The sequence below is a fragment of the Microbacterium meiriae genome, assembly GCF_040702565.1.
Taxonomy (GTDB): domain Bacteria; phylum Actinomycetota; class Actinomycetes; order Actinomycetales; family Microbacteriaceae; genus Microbacterium; species Microbacterium meiriae.
This window is the reverse complement of the sequence record NZ_JBFBLJ010000003.1, coordinates 55670-71868: the sequence shown is the minus strand read 5'-3', so window position 1 is coordinate 71868 and position 16199 is coordinate 55670. Positions and strand designations below refer to the sequence as shown.

Below are 16199 nucleotides of genomic sequence, written 5' to 3'. Positions count from 1 at the left end.
TCACTCGCCGGCGCGCACGCCCTCGAGCGACGGGTAGTCGATGTACCCCTCGGCGGTCGAGCCGTAGAACAGCTCGGGGCGGGGCTCGTTCAGCTCGGCCCCGGTCCGCCACCGCTCCACGAGGTCGGGGTTGGCGATGACGGGACGCCCGGCCGCGACCGCGTCGGCCCAGTCCTCCGCGACCAGTTCCTCGGCCGCGGCTCGGGTGGTCTCGACGCCGAAGCCGGTGTTGACGATGAACGGAGCGCCCGCCGCTCGGCGGATGGCCTGCACGAGTTCTCCGGCCGGCTCGGGGTGCAGCACATCGACGAAGGCCAGCCCCAGAGGTGCGAGTCCTTCGGCCAGCGCGGTGTAGGTCGCGAGCACGTCGGCGGGGTCGTCCTCGATGACGCCCTGGATGCCGTGGGCCGGTGAGAGGCGGATTCCGGTGCGGTCGGCACCCACGGCTGCTGCGACCGCCGTGGTCACCTCGACCGCGAAGCGCGCACGGTTCTCCGGCGAGCCGCCGTACCGGTCGTCGCGGACGTTGGACACCGGGGACAGGAACTCGTGGACGAGGTAGCCGTTGGCACCGTGCACCTGGACGCCGTCGAAGCCGGCCGCGATCGCGTTACGCGCGGCCTGGACGAACTGCTCGACGACCACGGGGATCTCGTCCAGGGTGAGGGCATGCGCGACGGGCAGATCGGCCTTGCCCTTGAGGGTCCGCGTCTGCCCGGGGGCCGCCAGAGCACTCGGCGCGACGACGCGGGGCTCGCCGGAGATGTCCGGGTGGCCTACACGGCCGCCGTGCATGAGCTGCATGACGATGGTGCCGCCCTCGGCGTGCACGGCGTCGGCCACGCGGCGCCATCCCTCGATCTGCGCGGGGGTCACGATGCCCGGCTGCCCGGGGTATGACTTGCCTTCGAGGACCGGCCAGACCCCCTCCGAGATGATGAGTCCCTGCCCGGCCCGCTGGCGGTAGTACTCCTCGATGATCGCGGTCGGCACGCCCTCCGCGTCCGCACGGGTGCGGGTGAGCGGCGCCATGACGACGCGGTTGGACAGGTGCAGCGAGCCGAAGTCGGCGGAGTCGTAGAGAGTCACAGTGGGGCCAAGGCGTCCGACCGCCACTGTATTCCCGTGAATCGATGACGTATTCCGGTGTATCAACCGCCCAGATCGGCGACGAGGTTCGCGAAGTGGTCGAGGTCGGCGGCGGTCCAGCCGCGCAGGCGCTCGCCGATGCGCCCCTCATACCGGGAGCGGGCGAGAGCCACGCGCTCCTCGGCCAGCGGGGTCGCCACCAGCACCCGGGCGCGACCGTCCTCGGGATCGGGGATGCTCTCGACGAGCCCGAGCTGCTCGAGCTGACGCACCTGCCGGCTCACCGCGGACTTGTCCGTCTGCAGGCGCTCGATGAGTGCTCCCGCCGAGGTCGCCCGTCCGGCGAGGATCGAGGTCAGCACCTGGTAGCCCAGCGGCTGGAGATCCGGATGCACGGTGACCGCGGCCTCGCGCCACCCGACGCGGATGCGGGCGAACAGCCGGCCGAGCTCGTGCTCGACGCGGGCGACCGCCTGGTCGAGGTCGTCGATCGGAGCGCCGTCGGCGGGTTCGTCGGACGGGGCGCTCATATCGCCAGTGTACGGCGAAGCCCCGCGACCGGATGCGGTCGCGGGGCTGTGCTCAGACCTCGGCGAGGAGCCGGAACACCTTGGATGCGGCGTCGATCTCCGCGGGCGTGAGCTCATCGATGACAGCGCGGAGTCGGCTGCCGTACTCCCGGCGGACATCGGTGAGCGCGGTGCACGCGGCCGGTGTCGCGGTGAGCACCCGGAGCCGGCCGTCGCGCTCATCCGGCACCGAGGCGATCAGCCCGAGCTCCTCCAGCATCCGCACCTGGCGGCTGACGACGGACTTGTCCATCTCGAAGCGCTCGGCGAGCTCATGCGCGCTGGCCGAGCCCGCCCGGTCGATGAAGGTGAGCAGCTTGTACCCCGCCACCTGCAGCTCCGGGTGGACCCGGGACGCCGATTCCTTCCACAGCGACCGGGTCCGCGCGAAGATGAGGTTGAGATGCGCCTGGAGGTCGCTGAGGGCGGTATCGACGTCGGGCGTGCCGACCGCCTCGGACGCGCTCATGTCAGCGCTCCTGCTTCCGATCGTCGCGCTCGAGCACGCTCACGGACCCCGTGGTGGTCGCCGGTTCGGCCTGCCCGGTGCGGATCGTCCCGGTCGAGAGGCTCGCGCCGACCTCGGCCTCGGAGACCTCGATGACGGACTCCTCGGCCTGCTCGCGCAGCTGCTCCGCGGCGTTCTTGGTGGACAGCGGCTTGTTCTTGATGAACGCGATCGCGATGATCGCGATGACCGCCAGCGGGATGGCGAGGATGAACGCGTCCGCGATGCCGTGCCCGTAGGCGCTCTCGACGATCGTGCGGATCGTGTCGGGCAGCTCGCCCACCTTCGGCACGTCGCCGGAACCCAGGCGCTCCAGGGCGCTGATCTCGTCGGGCGTGGTCGGGACGAAGCCCTTCAGACCGTCCTTCATGAAGTCGGCGACGCTCGTGGAGAGCAGCGACCCCATGACTGTCACACCGATGGTGCCGGCGATCGTACGGAAGAAGTTGACGTTCGACGAGGCCGCGCCCAGCTGCTGCGGAGCCGTGTCGTTCTGCACGATCAGGGTCAGGTTCTGCATGACCATGCCGAGCCCGGCACCGAGGACGAACATGTAGACAGCGACCAGCGGGAACGGGGTGTCGTAGCGCAGCGTCGCCATCAGGCTCACGCCGATCGTGGCGAGGATCGAGCCGGTGACCATCCAGCTCTTCCACTTGCCGAAGCGGCTGACGAGCTGGCCGATGATGATCGACGCGCCCATCTGACCGATGATCATCGGGATGGTCATCAGGCCCGACTCGGTGGGCGTCGCGCCCCGGGCCAGCTGGAAGTACTGCGCGAGGAAGACCGAGGTCGCGAACATCGAGACGCCGATCGCGATCGAGGCGATGACCGACAGCGTGAAGGTGCGGTTGCGGAACAGCGTCATCGGGACGATCGGCTCCTTGACGAAGAACTCGACCACGATGAAGGCGGCGATCGCGACGACCGCGGTCACGATGAGCGCGATGCTCGTCCCGGAGTCCCAGTCGAACTGGTTGCCACCCATGGACACCCAGATGAGGAGCGTCGAGACGCCGACGGCGAGCAGGACGATGCCGAAGTAGTCGATCGAGACCTTCGTGCCGCGCTGCGGCTTGGGCAGGTGCAGCGTGAACTGCAGCAGCACGAGGGCGAGGATGGCGAACGGGACGCCGACGAAGAAGTTCGAGCGCCAGCCCCACACGTCGGTGAGGAGTCCGCCCAGCAGCGGCCCGCCGATCGTGCCGAGGGCCATGATGCCGCCGACGACGCCCATGTACTTGCCGCGCTCACGCGGCGAGATGATGAGGGCCACCGCGATCATGACGAGCGACATGAGACCGCCGACGCCGATGCCCTGCACGACGCGGACAGCGATGAGCATGTTCGTATCGGTCGAGAATCCGGCGATCACGGTGCCGACCGTGAAGAGGATGAGCGAGATCTGGACGAGCACCTTGCGGTCGACCAGGTCGGCGAGCTTGCCCCAGATCGGGGTGGAGACGGCGGTGGCGAGAAGGCTCGCGGTGATGACCCAGGTGTACTGCGACTGCGTGCCGCCGAGGTCGGCGATGATGACCGGCATCGAGGTCGAGACGACCGTGCCGGAGAGCACGGCGACGAACATGCCGACGATGAGGCCGGAGATCGCGGTGAAGACCTCGCGGGCCGAGCGCGTGGTCTCGGAAGAGCATGAGGTGTGTGTCACGGGGGAATGCTCCTGCATAGAAAGTTGATCGAGATCAACCATACGCCGATAGTTGCGGTTTCGCAACTATCGGCGGCTACCGCACTCGGCGGCCGGGGTCAAGGACGTCGCCGGGGTGGGCGGGACGGACGACCCTGACCGCATGACCTCCGGAGCCATGCCCCGCCCCGACCGGCGCCTGCTGCTGTCGGGCTTCCTGTTCGGCTGCGGGATCGCCGCCTCGATGATCGACCTCTTCGTCTTCCACCTGGTGCTGCACTGGCACCACTTCTACGATCTGTCGACCTCTGACGTGGCCCTCGTCTCGGACGGGTTCTTCCATGCGTTCGGCTGGTTCATCACGATCCTCGGCGCCTTCCTCCTCGCCGACGTCCGCCGTCGTGGCCCCGTGCGATGGACGCGCTGGACGGGCGCGGTGATCACCGGGGTCGGGTTCTTCCAGCTCTTCGACGGCGTGGTCGATCACAAGCTCCTCGGGATCCACCAGATCCGCTACGGCGTCGACCTCGTGCTCTACGACACCGTCTGGATCGTGTCGGCCGTCCTGTTGCTCACTGCAGGGATCCTCGTGGTGTGGCGGACCCGCCCGGGCCCGGCGCGGTGACGGCCATGCGCGAGGGTCACGACGGACACCACGGACCGCCCGAGACGCCGGGCATCGACACCGACGCCGTCGGAGGCGGGATCGATCTGCTCGCACCGGTCGCGCTCGTCGCCCTCGTCGCCGCGGCCGTTCTGTATCTCGTCGGGTTGCGGCGGACCCGGAACCGCAGCCCCTGGCCCCGGCCGCGGACGGCGGCCTGGATGGCGGGTCTGCTCTGCGCCGGAGTCGGCATGGTCGGACCGTTCGCCGCCCTGGCCCACAGCAGCTTCCCGGTGCACATGGCCGGGCACGTGCTCGTGGGGATGCTGGCGCCACTCCTCCTCGTGCTCGGGCAGCCGGTCACGCTGGCCCTGCGCGCCCTCCCCGTCCCGCGGGCGCGCACTCTGTCCCGAGTGCTGCGCAGCGGCCCGATCCGGGTGCTCACGCATCCGGTGGTCGCCGGCGCCCTCAATGTCGGCGGTCTCTGGCTCCTCTACGCCACACCGCTGTTCCCCCTGATGCACGCCTCACCGTGGCTGCATGCCGCCGTGCATCTTCACGTGCTGCTGACCGGATACCTGTTCACGGCGAGCATCGTGGGGCTCGATCCGGATCCGCACCGCGCGTCTGTCACCGTGCGGGCCGGGGTCCTCATCGTCTTCGTCGCCGCACACTCGATCCTCGCCAAGTGGCTGTGGGCCCACCCGCCCGCCGGCGTCGACGTCGGGGACGCTCGGATCGGGGCGGAGCTGATGTTCTACGCCGGTGACGCGGTGGACGTGCTGCTCATCGTGCTGCTGCTCCGACAGTGGTTCGTGGCGACGCGACCGCGGGATTTGGCTCAGGGGCAGAACGAGGAGAGCCCGTCGTGGAGGCGTTCGATCGCCTCGACGGTCTCCGGAGCCTGAAGGTCGGTCATGCCGCCGAGCTGATCGGCGCCGGAGCGGATGAGGTCGCCGAGCTGTCCGTCCATGCCGTCGGCGACGCGGTCGAGCGTGGCGACGAGGTCGTCGCGGGCGGCGTCGAGCTGCTCCGCGGACACGTCGCCCTGCGCGAGCAGCGCCTGGTACTGGGCGTATGCGTCATCGATCGTCGCGCAGGTCTCCGCGACCGGGACTCCGAACGCGTCTCCGGCAGCCTGAGTGACCTGGGCGCACCCGGCCAGAAGACCGGCGGCGAGCAGCAGGGGGACGATGGCGATTCGGCGCATGACCCGAGGGTAGCCGCGCCGCCTGGGGCGCGGCTGACCCTCGGGCGGTGCGGCGGTCAGCCGCCGGACGGGTTCTCGAGGGGCTTGCCCTCGTCGTCCGTCGTCTCGCGCTCGAGCACGTCGTCGGTGCTCTCGCCGCTGTCGTCGGGAGCGCCGCCGGAGGCCGTGTCGGCTTCCTCGTCGGCGCCGGGAGTGCCCTGCGTGTTCTGGGGGTCGCTCATGCTCTCCTCCTCTGTTCGTTCCGACGACCGTATGCGCGCCGGCCCCGGTGACGCAGGGGGTTGACCGGGGACACGGCGACGGCCACACTGCCGATGCGCCGGGGCGTCATCCCTGCGTCCAGAGCCGTTCGATCGGTACCGTCCGTCCGAGAATGCGCTCGGCCGCGCGATGCCCGGAGAACACGGCCGCCGGCACGGTCGCCGGGTCGTCGGTCCAGGTGGCTTCGCCCGCCAGGTGCAGCACGCCGCCGACCGGGGTGGCGAGGTCGTCGTGATCCGCGGTGGTCGACCCGACCGTCATGTACGCGTACGACCCGTGCGCGAACGGATCGTCCTGCCAGGCCGTACGATGCAGGCCGATCGGATCCGGGATCCCGTCCCCGTACAGCCGGCGGAGCTGGACCATGATCGAGGCGTGCACCTGGTCGTCGCTCCAGTCCCTCGTCGCCACGGCCGCGGGCCCGGCGGCGAAGGTGAGCAGGAGCGGCTCGTCGTGCAGCGCCGTGAGGTCGTACCAGGAGTGCCACCACCGTGCCTCGGGCCCCTGCTGCCGGAACGCGTAGACCCCGTCTTGCCAGAACCGGGTGGGGAACCGCAGGAAGACCTTCTCGAAGGCGTTCATGCGCAGCCGTCCCAATGCCTCGGCGTTGACGGGCGGCAGCGGAGGGACGATCTCCATGGTCCCGGACTGCAGCACGCCGACCGGGACCGTGACGACCGTCGTATCGCCGGAGAAGTCCCCGCGCGAGGTCCGCGCCCAGACGCCGTCCTCGCTCCAGTCGACGCGGGTGACGATGTGCTCCAGCCGGACGTCCAGCCCTTCGGCGAGGCGCTCCGGGAGCACCCCGTACCCGTCCGGGAACACGACCTCGTCGCCCTCGATCGCGTCGTCGTCGAGGCCATGCGCGGCGAGGTCCTCGATCCACGCCCCGTACTGCTCCTCGGCGCGATGCTCCAGGTATTCACGCACTCGCTGTGCGCGGTCCGCGCTCCACTGCCGGCGTGAGAGCACCTGGTCCGTGACGTCGCGGTAGGAGGCCTCGGGGCCGGAGGCGGCGATGACAGCCGGCAGCGCCTCGTCCACCGCGTGGACATCCGCGGCGAAGGCGCGCGCCTCCTCCGCCGAGAGCGGGCGACCGTCGGGACCGTGATACGCGATCGGCCGGCTGTCCACCTGGAACCCGCCGACGGTGAACTCCACGGTCCGCATGCCGAAGGCCTCGGCGGCGGCAGCCACCGGACTGCCGTCGACACCGTGGATCCACGAGGCGCCGAGATCGACGATGCCGTCGGTCCGGTCCGTATGCACCCGGCCGCCGACCCGGTCGCGCGCTTCGAGCACCACGACCGTCCGCCCCTCGCCCTGTAGCAGCCGCGCAGCGGTCAAGCCCGCCATGCCCGCGCCCACGATCACCGTGTCGACCTGCTCCATGCGCCCCTCCTCGCAGCCCCGCCGCACGGAGCCGTGCCCCGACGATAGCCCAGGCGGGCGGGCATCGACAGGGTGGCTGGGCCTCTGCGTCAGGCGGCGTGCTGGATGACCCCGAGCAGGGTCCCGTCAGGGTCGAAGAACTTCAGGAAGAGAGCGAAGCCGCCGTCGTCGAAGCTCACGATATCGACGCCCTCTGCCGCGAACCGCTCCGCGAGGGCGTGGATCTCGGTCGTGCGCAGGAAGAAGATCGGCCGCTCCTCCCCCGCCACCGTCAGCTTCATCGGCGCGTGCCCCGGCGCTTCCCAGAGCATGAGGTCCGGGCCCCCCTCGGCCCGGAGCATGGCGCTCGTGCCGTAGTCGGTGAGGACGCGGAAGCCGAGCAGGCGCTGGTACCACGCGATGGACGCGGCCAGATCGGCGACGGGCAGCTGGATGTGGTCGAGTCCGGTGAGGACGGATGCCATGTGGGAAACCCTCCGTGGTCGTGTCCGTTCACCGTAGCGCCACCCACCGACCACACCGCCGACCGGATGACAACCCCCTGGGCGCTGCAGGCGGAACAGCGCACCCTGGGTCCATGAGCCACCACCCCGATGACATCAAGCAGCCCCTGGACCACCTCCCCCCGGCGGATGAGCGGGACAAGGCCGTCGAGATCGACGAGCCGCACTATCCGACGTCCGGCGCACCCGCCGACAGCCCGGACGTGACGCCGGAGACGGCGGCAGAGCCGGACAAGCCGAACCGCCACGGCGTGGACAAGCTCCCGCCCACGTCGCGCTGACCCGTTCCGCCCGTTCCTCAACTATTGTTGAGGTCTACGGAAGGGCGGCGGATGGAACCCGACGATCTCCTCCCGATCGGAGAGGTCACCCGACGCACGGGCGTCGCCCCCTCCGCGCTGCACTTCTACGAGCAGCTCGGTCTCATCGCCTCGACGCGCACGCCCGGCAACCAGCGGCGCTATCGCCGACACATGCTGCGCCGGATCTCCATCATCGTCGTGGCCAAGCGCATCGGCATTCCGCTCAGCGAGGTGCAGGAGCTCTTCCAGACCCTGCCCGTGGACGCGCCGCCCTCGCACGGCGACTGGCGCCGCGTGGCCAAACGCTGGCGCGCCGAGCTCGAGGAGCGACGGACGCAGCTCGAGCATCTGCAGCGGGAGCTCGCGGGCTGCATCGGTTGCGGCTGCCTGTCCCTCAAGGCCTGCCGCCTGCTGAACCCCGAGGACGCCTTGGGCGAGAACGGTCCTGGCCCTCGCCGCATCTGAGATCGGGGACCTCCGCCGCGACCCCTGGACGAAGGTGGGGTGTTGCGGATCCGGGATAGGTGAGACCGTAGAGATATCCCCACCAGCGATCAGCGTGGTTGCGCCTCTTGGCAACGGGTTCCTGTGGTGATGGAACGAAGGATCCATCCAATGGGCAAGTTCATCTACGAGGGCGGTCCGAAGGTCGAGATCGAGGACCGCGCTCTCACTCATATCCAGCTCGTCATGATGACGAAGCTCCGGCGCGGAGAGCCGATGCCGTTCTCGTGGAAGGAAGACGCCTCCGTCGGCGGCGGCCGGACGACAGTCTGGGTGCACGCGAACGCGAACATCGTGTTCAAGTTCTTCGGCAGCAGGCCCCCGGCCATCAACCGGCGGTGGGTGGACGCTCTGGCGTACACCGCGAACACGACGAACGGCCTGTACCTGGTGCCGGAGCCGACCGAGACGAGCAGTGCCTCCCGGCAGCTCGCGGACCTCACCGTCTGACACCGGCTCCGCCGACGCGGAGGTCGCAGGCCCGAGGACTCAGTCCTCGAGGTCGGCGTCCTCCGCTTCCGCTTTCTCCGCCTCCTCCTGGGCCTTCTCCGCCTCCTTCTCGGCGCGCTCCTGAGCCTTCTCGGCCTTCTTCTGCGCGTCCTCCTCGGCCTTCCGCTGCTCCTCGGCGGCCTTCTGCGTGGTCTTCTCCGCGGCCTCCTGAGCCTTCTCCGCCTTCTTGTCGGCCGGCACGCCGGGCGCGGGTTCCGGTGCCGCGGGCGGAGCCTCGGCCGGTGTCGACGGCTCTTCCCCGTCTTCCGGGACGGTCACGGGCACCACGACTGCCGGCGTGGGCGATGAACGAGGGCTCGGCTCGGTGTCGACAGGCGTCACCGCGGGATTCGGGTTGAGTGCCCCCGCCGCCCAGAGCGTTCCGGCGACGGTGAGCGCCACCGCGACCGCGACCGCGCCGGTCAGGAGCCCGCGGCGCCGCCGGACGCGCTGCGTGCGAGGGGCCCGGGCGCGGAGCATCGCCCCCTCGGCAGACGGACGAACGGGAAGCACGCGGGTCTGCGTCGGGGGCGCGGAGGGGCCGGTCGGTGTCCGATCCGCGAATGCTGCGGCGGCGATGGGGGCCGGCACCGGCGGGCGGGGCGGCAGCGAAGGATCCTGTGCGAGCGCGGACACCGCCGCGAAGACGCCGGCGGCGCTCGGCCGGTCCTCGGGATCCGTGGCGGTCATCCGCTGGAGCAGCGCGGACCACGCCGGACCCACGGATTCCGGGATCGTGGGCGGCTCGATCAGGCGGGCCAGGGTGGCCCCGATCCCCTCCGCCTCGGCGAACGCGCGCTCTCCGGTGAGCGCTTCGCGCAGGACCAGCCCCAGTGCGTAGATGTCGGCGGCGGGCGCCGGCGCCGCGCCGTTCAACTGCTCCGGCGCCAGGTACGCCGCGGTCCCGACCACCGTCCCCGGAGACGTCAGCCGGGCCGCGTCCACGAGCACCGAGATCCCGAAGTCGGCGAGCTTCGCGCCCGATCGGCTCCCGGCGAGAGAGCGACCCGTGAGCAGGACGTTGGAGGGCTTGATGTCGCGGTGCACGATGCCCGCGCCGTGCACGACGTGCAGGGCCTCCGCCAGGTCGGCAGCCAGCGCCGCCACCTCGTCCGAAGGAAGCGGCCCCTGGGCGATCCGCGCCGCGAGGGTCGGCCCGTCGATGAACTCCATGACCAGGTACTCGGCCCGCCCGGGATGCAGCTGCGCGTCGTACAGCGTGACCAGCGCGGGATGGTTGAGTGAGGCGAGGACGGTCATCTCGCCACGAGCGCGCTCGGACGCGGCCCCCTCCTCCGTCTCCGCACGCAGCATCTTGATGGCCACTGTGCGCCCGAGCAGCGAGTCCTCGGCGCGGTACACCCGCGCCATCCCGCCCTGCCCGACGCACTCCCGGAGGTGGTAGCGACCATCGAGCAGCGCCTCCGTGGGAAGCGAGTCATCCGTCATCGTCGAGTCCTCCTGCCACGGCGTCGGGAGCGCCACGGCGAGGCCACTCTAGAAGCGTGGCCGGAGGTCGTCTCGGGCCTTGACAGCGGGGCGGTCGATCGGGAGGTCCTCGCCCGCGGGAGAATGGGACATATGCCCGCGCGTTCCCCTCAGCGACTGCTCCACTCCGTCCGCCGGCTGCTGCACACCGATCCGTCCACCGTCGCCCACACCGAGGCGATGCCCGTGATCGACGAGCACACCGTCCCGCGGGTCCTCGATCTCGCGACGCGCATCGGGGAGTCGATGTTCGCGGTCGGCGCCTCCGCCCACGAGGTCACGCTCGCGATCACCCGCGTGTGCGAGGCCTATGGACTCAAGGGCGTGCAGGTCGACGTGACCTACAACTCGATCACGGTCTCCTTCCACCTCAGCGGGGAGGTGTGGCCGGAGACCCTCGTCCGCGTGGTCCGCGTCGCCGCCCCGGACCACGCCAAGCTGCAGCGCGTGCAGGCGCTCGTGGCCGACATCGACGGCGGCCTGGACCTGGAATCCGCGCGCACCGCCTTCCGCGTCATCCGCCGCGTGCCCTTCCGCTATCAGCAGCCCGTGGTGATCGTCGCACGGGCGCTCCTCGCGGTCGGGGTGAGCATCATGCTCGGGGCCTCTCCGCTCATCGTGGGTCTCACGTTCGTCGCGGCCCTGGGGGCGGCGCTCACCCAGGCGGGCCTCGCCCGGCTGCGGGTGCCGCTGTTCTTCAGCCAGATCGCCGGGGGCCTCGTCACCACGGTCGTCGCGGTGGCTGTCTCGGCGCTCGGCAGCGCGGGGATCGAACCGTTCGTCGGCATCCGTCCGTCGATCATCGTCGCCTCGGGCATCGTGCTCATGCTCGCCGGGCTCACCGTGGTGGGCGCGGCGCAGGACGCCATCGACGGCTTCGCGCTCACCGCCGGCGGGCGCATCCTCGACCTGACGATGCAGACGCTCGGCGTGGTGATCGGCATCCTCGTCGGGCTGGAGCTCGGTGGCGTGCTGGGCTTCACGATGGAGCTCCCGGACGACCCGGCGCCGTTCGGACCCCTGCTCAACCAGTTCGCGGGGGCCATCATCATCGCGGTCGCGGTGGCCGTGTTCAACGGCGCCGGGATCCGCATCATCCTCGTCAGCGCCCTGCTCAGCGCCGTCACCCTCGCCGGGTACGCGGGCACCGTCGCGCTCCAGCTGCACCCGGCCGCGGCGAGCGCGGTCGGAGCATTGCTGGCGAGCTTCATCGGCATGCTCATCGCACACAACCTGCACGTGCCCTCGGTCGCGGTGACGACGGCGGCGATCGTCCCGCTCGTCCCCGGCGTCGCGGTCTTCCAGGGCCTGCTCGAGGTCGTGCACGCGGCGGGCACCTCCACCGGGATGCTGACCGTGGGCGGATCGCTCATCGACGCCGCCGTGATCGGCATCGCCCTCGCCTCCGGCGCCTCCCTCGGGCTCTACCTCGGAACGCCGGTGCGGGCGACTCTCGCCGGGGTGGCGAAGACCAGGGCGCGCGTGCGCCGCTGACCCGACGGCGTCATCCCGTCGAGGAGTCGGCGGCGAGGTCGAGCACCCACTCGTTGACCGTGAGCTCGGCCCCGCGGAAGTCCTCCGTGATCGTTCCCCGGCGAGTGAACCCGCCGCGACGACACACGGCGTTCGACGCGGGGTTGTCGACCGCGGGGAACGCGAGCAGGAGCCGCCCGTCCCCCACTCGACCACGGAGCACGTCGACGAGCAGAGCGAGAGCGCGGGCGGCCACCCGCCGGCCCTGCGCGGCAGGCAGCACGAACCAGCCGGTCTCCCACGCGGGCTCGTCCTGCCACGTGATCCGCCACGCGCCGATCGAGCCGAGAGGCTGCCCCTCGTCGTCGATGATCGCGAACATCAGGGCCTCGCCGTCTGCGACGAGACGCAGGTACCTCTCGTGACGCGCCTGCACCTCCGCCGCGCTCTCCGGCCCGTTGAGGTGCACCGTCATCTCCGGGGTGTTCGCCGCCCGCAGGAGAGGGAGATCGTCGGCCGACCAGGGCCGGAGGCTCAGTGTGTCCACGCGCGCAGCCTTGCACGCCCCACCGACACCGGAGACGACGATGCGCCCGCCGCGGGCGGATCCACGGCGGGCGCATCAGTGGGCGGTCAGTGGCCGCCGAGGTCCCTGACCAGCTCGGCCTCGTCCTCCTTGGACAGCGAGGTCTGCACGACGGTGCCGTTGTACGGGGCGAGCGCCTCGGCGAACTTGTCCTCCGTGAGCTTGAGGGCGTAGATGACGACGGCCGACTTGCCGGCCGTCACGGTGGCCTTGACCCGGTCGCGGAACTCGGCGTCGATGCCGGTCTTGTCGAGACCGGAGAACAGGGCCCCGAGCAGGCCGCCGAACACCAGGCCGGCGACCGGGATGAAGAACAGGATGCCGATCAGCGCGCCGAACAGGGCACCAGACGCGACGCCCAGGCCGATCCTGCTCCCGGCGCCCGGGTACTCCACCTTCGTCTTGCCTTCCCCGTCGACCTTCACGAGCGCGAGGCCCGCGAGCTCGACGACGAGGTCGTCCTGCAGGGCCTGGACGCGGTTGTAGGCGCCCTCTGCGTCGCTCTCGGTGTCATAGGAGATGACGATCAGTTCAGCCATGGTTTCCTGCTTTCGGTTGCGGTCGGAGATGCTCTCCACGCGCGCAGAGGCACCGGTCTTCGCCACCGACCCTAGGCGCGCCCCTGGGGACACGACAGAGCGGCGAGCGATGTTCACCCTGGTGACTCCGCTCGGCGATGTCCGTGGCCTGGCCTACGGTCGCTGTCGTGCCCGAGTCCGTGCAGCAGTGGTGGGCGAGACGGCAGTTCTCGCGCGGACTCGACGTGCCCTATGCGGTCGGGACGTACCGGGCGGCGTGGGCGGCTTACCCCGAGCTCATCCGGCAGTACCACCCGGAGCTCAACCACGGCATCGTGCTCTCGCAGATCCCGCTGGCCGCCGATGTCCTGCTCTGCTGGGAGTGCGCCGTCGGGCACCTGTTCGCGGCGACGCCGACCGAGCAGCGCGAGCGTCCGGGGCGGGTCCGACGGCGCTCGTCCTGGTGTCCGGAGTGCGCGGCGCTGGCGCGGCCGCAGCCGGTGATCCTCGGAGAGGCGCGTGCGCTCCCCGCCCGTCCAAAGAAGCCGGCACCGGCGCTCTGCACCAAGACTCCTGCGCTGCCGACGGGAACCGCGTTCCTGAGCGCATGCGCTCCGAAGCCGGCCTCGGCGGCGGAGGGGAAGCTCCGGCAGGCACTGGCCGAACGGCTGGTGTTCCCCGACGAGCTCAACGCGATCAAGGTCGGGCGGCCCTTCTTCCGGCATACGGAGGTGTGGCCCGACATCCTGCTCCCCGAGCTGCGCATCGCGGTCGAGTACGACACGGTCGGCCGGCACGGGCTGGAGCACGTCGGCAAGCGGGAGGAGACGGACCGCCGGAAGGACCGCGCGGTCCGCAGCGCCGGATGGGAGGTCGTCCGGCTGCGCATGGGGAAGCTGGAGCCCCTGGGCCCGTTCGACCTTCCTCTCGCCTCCGTGGGCGCCGCCGGGATCACCCGGCTCATCGACCGGCTCCGCGACATCCGCGGCGCCCTGATGGTCGACGCCTATCTGCGCTGAACCGCTTATCCCCTGCTCGAGGATCGACGCAACCCCCGTGCCGGAGGGTGCCGACGACGACAAGATGTCCTCATGAAACTCGTCTCCTACGCCGGCCAGCAGCTCCTCACCTCTGACGACGTCGCCGAGACGCTCCTCACCCTCGCGGCCGCGATCGCCAGCGAGGGCGAGTCCGAAGCGGTGGAGATCCCGATCCTCCTGGACGGGGAGAAGGACTGGGCCGATCTGCTCGTGGGTGTCGGCAACGATGTGCTCGTGAGCCCCCACCACACCGCGGACCCCGAACCCGACTTCGCGACGGAGGTCGACGAGCTGCGCGCGCATCGCCACTTCCCGAAGACCACGGGCGATTCGTCATCGCGCGGAGACATCGACATCCCCGCACTCTCCGACTTCGACATGGGGCACGGTCTCTGACCGCACCGCCGTGCGCGCGTCCCGGCGACGCGGATCTGCCTGCCGCACCCCGTCGAGGAGGGCGATCCCGTGGTCGGCCGCCGCGATCAGCCCGGCGTCGTGCGTGACGCAGATCACGGTCGCTCCGCACTCGGCCTCCTCGCGCAGCACGGCCCGGATCCGCTGGACCGATTCCGCATCCAGAGCGGTCGTCGGCTCGTCCAGCAGGAGTATCGCCGCGCCTGCCGCCAGCCCCTGAGCCAGCAGCACCCGCTGCTGCTGGCCACCGGAGAGCTCCGCGAACGGACGACGCCCCAGAGCCTGCACGGCCGTGCGTTCCATCGCCGCCTCGACCGCGTGGCGCGCACGCTGATCCCGCCGCCGGAAGGCGCCGAGCCGCCCCCACGTGCCGACCTCCACGACATCTCGCGCCGTGAGCGGCAGGCCGGGAGGCACCACGGCGCGCTGCGGCACGAAGGCGATCCGGCCCGTCACGCTCCGCTGCCCTCGCGTCGGTGAACGCACGCCGGCGACGACCTCGAGAAGGGTCGACTTCCCGGCGCCGTTCGGGCCGGAGACGGCGACGACCTCTCCGACTCCGATCGACAGGGCGAGGTCGCGCAGCGCATCGCGCTCCCCGAACCGCACGGAGACACCGTCCAGGCACACGGAGGGGTCGGTGGTCGATGAGAGCGTCGTCATATCTCCAGTTTATGAATTTGATAATCATTCTCAACTACGCATAGGCTCGCGTTCCGTGACCTCCTCGTTCTCCGCCCTCCTCACCCCGTTCACGCTCGAGTTCTTCCAGCGCGGGCTCCTCGGCGGCGCGCTCGTCGCGGTCCTCTGCGGGGTCGTCGGCACCTGGGTCGTCGTCCGAGGGATGGCGTTCCTCGGTGAGGCACTGGCCCACGGGATGCTGCCCGGTGTCGCGCTGGCGACAGTGCTCGGGGCTCCCGTCCTCGTGGGCGGAGCGCTCAGCGCCGTCGCGATGAGCATCGGCATCGGCGCCCTGCAACGACGCGCCCGGCTCTCCTACGACACGAGCATCGGTCTGCTGTTCGTCGCGATGCTGGCCCTGGGCGTCATCATCATCTCCCACTCGGGGAGCTTCGCCACGGACGCGACGGCCATCCTGTTCGGCGACATCCTCGCCATCACCCGCGCCGATCTCCTCCTGCTCGCCGCAGCCGCGGCACTGGGAGTGATCGCCGCCACCCTCTGCCACCGACCGTTCGTCGCGCTCGCCCTCGACACCCGGATCGCGACCGTGCTCGGGCTCCGTCCGCGGTGGGCCCAGGCGGCCCTGGTCGGGCTGGTGACCCTCGCGGTCGTGGCGTCGTACCAGGCGGTCGGCTCGCTGCTCGTCGTCGGTCTGCTCCTCGCTCCGGCGGTCGCCGCCGCACAGTGGACGTCGCGGCTGCCCACGCGCATGGTCCTGGCTTCCGCGTTCGGGGTCGCCGCGGTCCTCGTCGGGCTCCTCGCGTCCTGGTACGCGGCCACCGCGGCCGGAGCGTCCGTCGCCGCCGCCGCGATCGCGCTCGCCGGCCTTTCCTGGGCGGTGCGGGCCGCCGTGCGCACACGGCATCCGTTCGCCGACCGGGCCGCCCATCCCGACCCTGCTCCCGCCTCCTGAC

21 protein-coding genes are annotated in these 16199 nt (G+C 70.9%); 9 read left to right on the top strand and 12 right to left on the bottom strand.

The annotated features are described in order from the left end of the window. The 4 genes from AB0310_RS13935 to AB0310_RS13920 form a co-directional block, all read right to left on the bottom strand. The gene (locus tag AB0310_RS13935) at positions 1–1089 is read right to left on the bottom strand and encodes an alkene reductase (RefSeq protein WP_366237485.1); all 1089 of its coding nucleotides are present in this window, start codon (positions 1087–1089) and stop codon (positions 1–3) included. A gap of 62 nt (positions 1090–1151) precedes the next feature. Beyond that, positions 1152–1619 carry a MarR family winged helix-turn-helix transcriptional regulator gene (locus AB0310_RS13930; protein ID WP_187662371.1) on the bottom strand — a complete coding sequence of 156 codons (468 nt, stop codon included), beginning with the start codon at positions 1617–1619 and terminating at the stop codon, positions 1152–1154. Positions 1620–1671: 52 nt separating this feature from the next. Then, positions 1672–2127 carry a MarR family winged helix-turn-helix transcriptional regulator gene (locus AB0310_RS13925; protein ID WP_187662372.1) on the bottom strand — a complete coding sequence of 152 codons (456 nt, stop codon included), beginning with the start codon at positions 2125–2127 and terminating at the stop codon, positions 1672–1674. 1 nt (position 2128) lies between these two features. Next, positions 2129–3856 (bottom strand): MDR family MFS transporter, encoded by a 1728-nt coding sequence (locus tag AB0310_RS13920; RefSeq protein ID WP_522727343.1) that lies wholly within the window; start codon positions 3854–3856, stop codon positions 2129–2131. Positions 3857–3980: 124 nt separating this feature from the next. On the opposite strand from AB0310_RS13920, the gene AB0310_RS13915 reads away from it, so the two are divergent. Both AB0310_RS13915 and AB0310_RS13910 read left to right on the top strand, forming a co-directional pair. After that, positions 3981–4442: a DUF2243 domain-containing protein gene (locus tag AB0310_RS13915; protein WP_259954022.1), complete on the top strand. Its 462-nt coding sequence runs from the start codon at positions 3981–3983 to the stop codon at positions 4440–4442. Continuing rightward, complete coding sequence (locus AB0310_RS13910) at positions 4412–5329, top strand: cytochrome c oxidase assembly protein (RefSeq protein ID WP_268776603.1); 918 nt, start codon at positions 4412–4414, stop codon at positions 5327–5329. Before AB0310_RS13915 ends, AB0310_RS13910 begins: the two co-directional genes overlap by 31 nt. Here AB0310_RS13910 and AB0310_RS13905 read toward each other — a convergent pair. The 4 genes from AB0310_RS13905 to AB0310_RS13890 form a co-directional block, all read right to left on the bottom strand. Beyond that, the gene (locus AB0310_RS13905) at positions 5263–5631 is read right to left on the bottom strand and encodes a hypothetical protein (protein ID WP_268776602.1); all 369 of its coding nucleotides are present in this window, start codon (positions 5629–5631) and stop codon (positions 5263–5265) included. The genes AB0310_RS13910 and AB0310_RS13905 overlap by 67 nt on opposite strands. Before the next feature lie 56 nt (positions 5632–5687). Continuing rightward, positions 5688–5852, bottom strand: a complete 165-nt coding sequence (locus AB0310_RS13900; RefSeq protein ID WP_164498166.1) for a hypothetical protein — start codon at positions 5850–5852, stop codon at positions 5688–5690. 106 nt (positions 5853–5958) lie between these two features. Beyond that, the gene (locus tag AB0310_RS13895; RefSeq protein WP_366237483.1) at positions 5959–7284 is read right to left on the bottom strand and encodes a flavin monoamine oxidase family protein; all 1326 of its coding nucleotides are present in this window, start codon (positions 7282–7284) and stop codon (positions 5959–5961) included. Positions 7285–7373: 89 nt separating this feature from the next. Further along, positions 7374–7748 (bottom strand): VOC family protein, encoded by a 375-nt coding sequence (locus AB0310_RS13890; RefSeq protein WP_259954026.1) that lies wholly within the window; start codon positions 7746–7748, stop codon positions 7374–7376. A gap of 113 nt (positions 7749–7861) precedes the next feature. Here AB0310_RS13890 and AB0310_RS13885 point away from each other — a divergent pair, with 113 nt between their 5' ends. From AB0310_RS13885 to AB0310_RS13875, 3 genes are all read left to right on the top strand, one after another. Next, positions 7862–8068 (top strand): hypothetical protein, encoded by a 207-nt coding sequence (locus AB0310_RS13885; protein ID WP_025102541.1) that lies wholly within the window; start codon positions 7862–7864, stop codon positions 8066–8068. 51 nt (positions 8069–8119) lie between these two features. Beyond that, the gene (gene soxR / locus AB0310_RS13880) at positions 8120–8554 is read left to right on the top strand and encodes a redox-sensitive transcriptional activator SoxR (protein WP_060922707.1); all 435 of its coding nucleotides are present in this window, start codon (positions 8120–8122) and stop codon (positions 8552–8554) included. 150 nt (positions 8555–8704) lie between these two features. Beyond that, positions 8705–9043, top strand: a complete 339-nt coding sequence (locus tag AB0310_RS13875; protein ID WP_187662378.1) for a DUF7882 family protein — start codon at positions 8705–8707, stop codon at positions 9041–9043. Positions 9044–9082: 39 nt separating this feature from the next. Here the strand turns inward: AB0310_RS13875 and AB0310_RS13870 are convergent, their stop codons facing one another. After that, positions 9083–10567 carry a serine/threonine-protein kinase gene (locus AB0310_RS13870; RefSeq protein WP_366237482.1) on the bottom strand — a complete coding sequence of 495 codons (1485 nt, stop codon included), beginning with the start codon at positions 10565–10567 and terminating at the stop codon, positions 9083–9085. 96 nt (positions 10568–10663) lie between these two features. On the opposite strand from AB0310_RS13870, the gene AB0310_RS13865 reads away from it, so the two are divergent. Next, complete coding sequence (locus AB0310_RS13865) at positions 10664–12064, top strand: threonine/serine exporter family protein (RefSeq protein ID WP_187662380.1); 1401 nt, start codon at positions 10664–10666, stop codon at positions 12062–12064. A 10-nt stretch (positions 12065–12074) separates the two neighbouring features. On the opposite strand, the gene AB0310_RS13860 is transcribed toward AB0310_RS13865, so the two are convergent. Together AB0310_RS13860 and AB0310_RS13855 are read right to left on the bottom strand one after the other, a co-directional pair. Next, on the bottom strand, positions 12075–12590 hold the full coding sequence (locus AB0310_RS13860) for a GNAT family N-acetyltransferase (RefSeq protein ID WP_187662381.1): 516 nt from the start codon (positions 12588–12590) through the stop codon (positions 12075–12077). Positions 12591–12676: 86 nt separating this feature from the next. Further along, complete coding sequence (locus tag AB0310_RS13855) at positions 12677–13168, bottom strand: DUF1269 domain-containing protein (RefSeq protein WP_187662382.1); 492 nt, start codon at positions 13166–13168, stop codon at positions 12677–12679. Between the two features lie 167 nt (positions 13169–13335). On the opposite strand from AB0310_RS13855, the gene AB0310_RS13850 reads away from it, so the two are divergent. Both AB0310_RS13850 and AB0310_RS13845 read left to right on the top strand, forming a co-directional pair. Next, entirely contained in the window at positions 13336–14166 is an 831-nt protein-coding gene (locus AB0310_RS13850; RefSeq protein ID WP_280568136.1) for a putative endonuclease domain-containing protein, read from the top strand. 72 nt (positions 14167–14238) lie between these two features. After that, complete coding sequence (locus AB0310_RS13845) at positions 14239–14583, top strand: hypothetical protein (protein WP_187662384.1); 345 nt, start codon at positions 14239–14241, stop codon at positions 14581–14583. Here the strand turns inward: AB0310_RS13845 and AB0310_RS13840 are convergent. Then, the gene (locus AB0310_RS13840) at positions 14521–15264 is read right to left on the bottom strand and encodes a metal ABC transporter ATP-binding protein (protein WP_366237481.1); all 744 of its coding nucleotides are present in this window, start codon (positions 15262–15264) and stop codon (positions 14521–14523) included. The two genes, AB0310_RS13845 and AB0310_RS13840, sit on opposite strands and share 63 nt — an antisense overlap. A gap of 55 nt (positions 15265–15319) precedes the next feature. Between AB0310_RS13840 and aztB the strand changes: the two genes are divergently transcribed. Continuing rightward, positions 15320–16198, top strand: a complete 879-nt coding sequence (gene aztB, locus AB0310_RS13835; protein ID WP_268776595.1) for a zinc ABC transporter permease AztB — start codon at positions 15320–15322, stop codon at positions 16196–16198. Position 16199 lies beyond the last annotated feature (1 nt).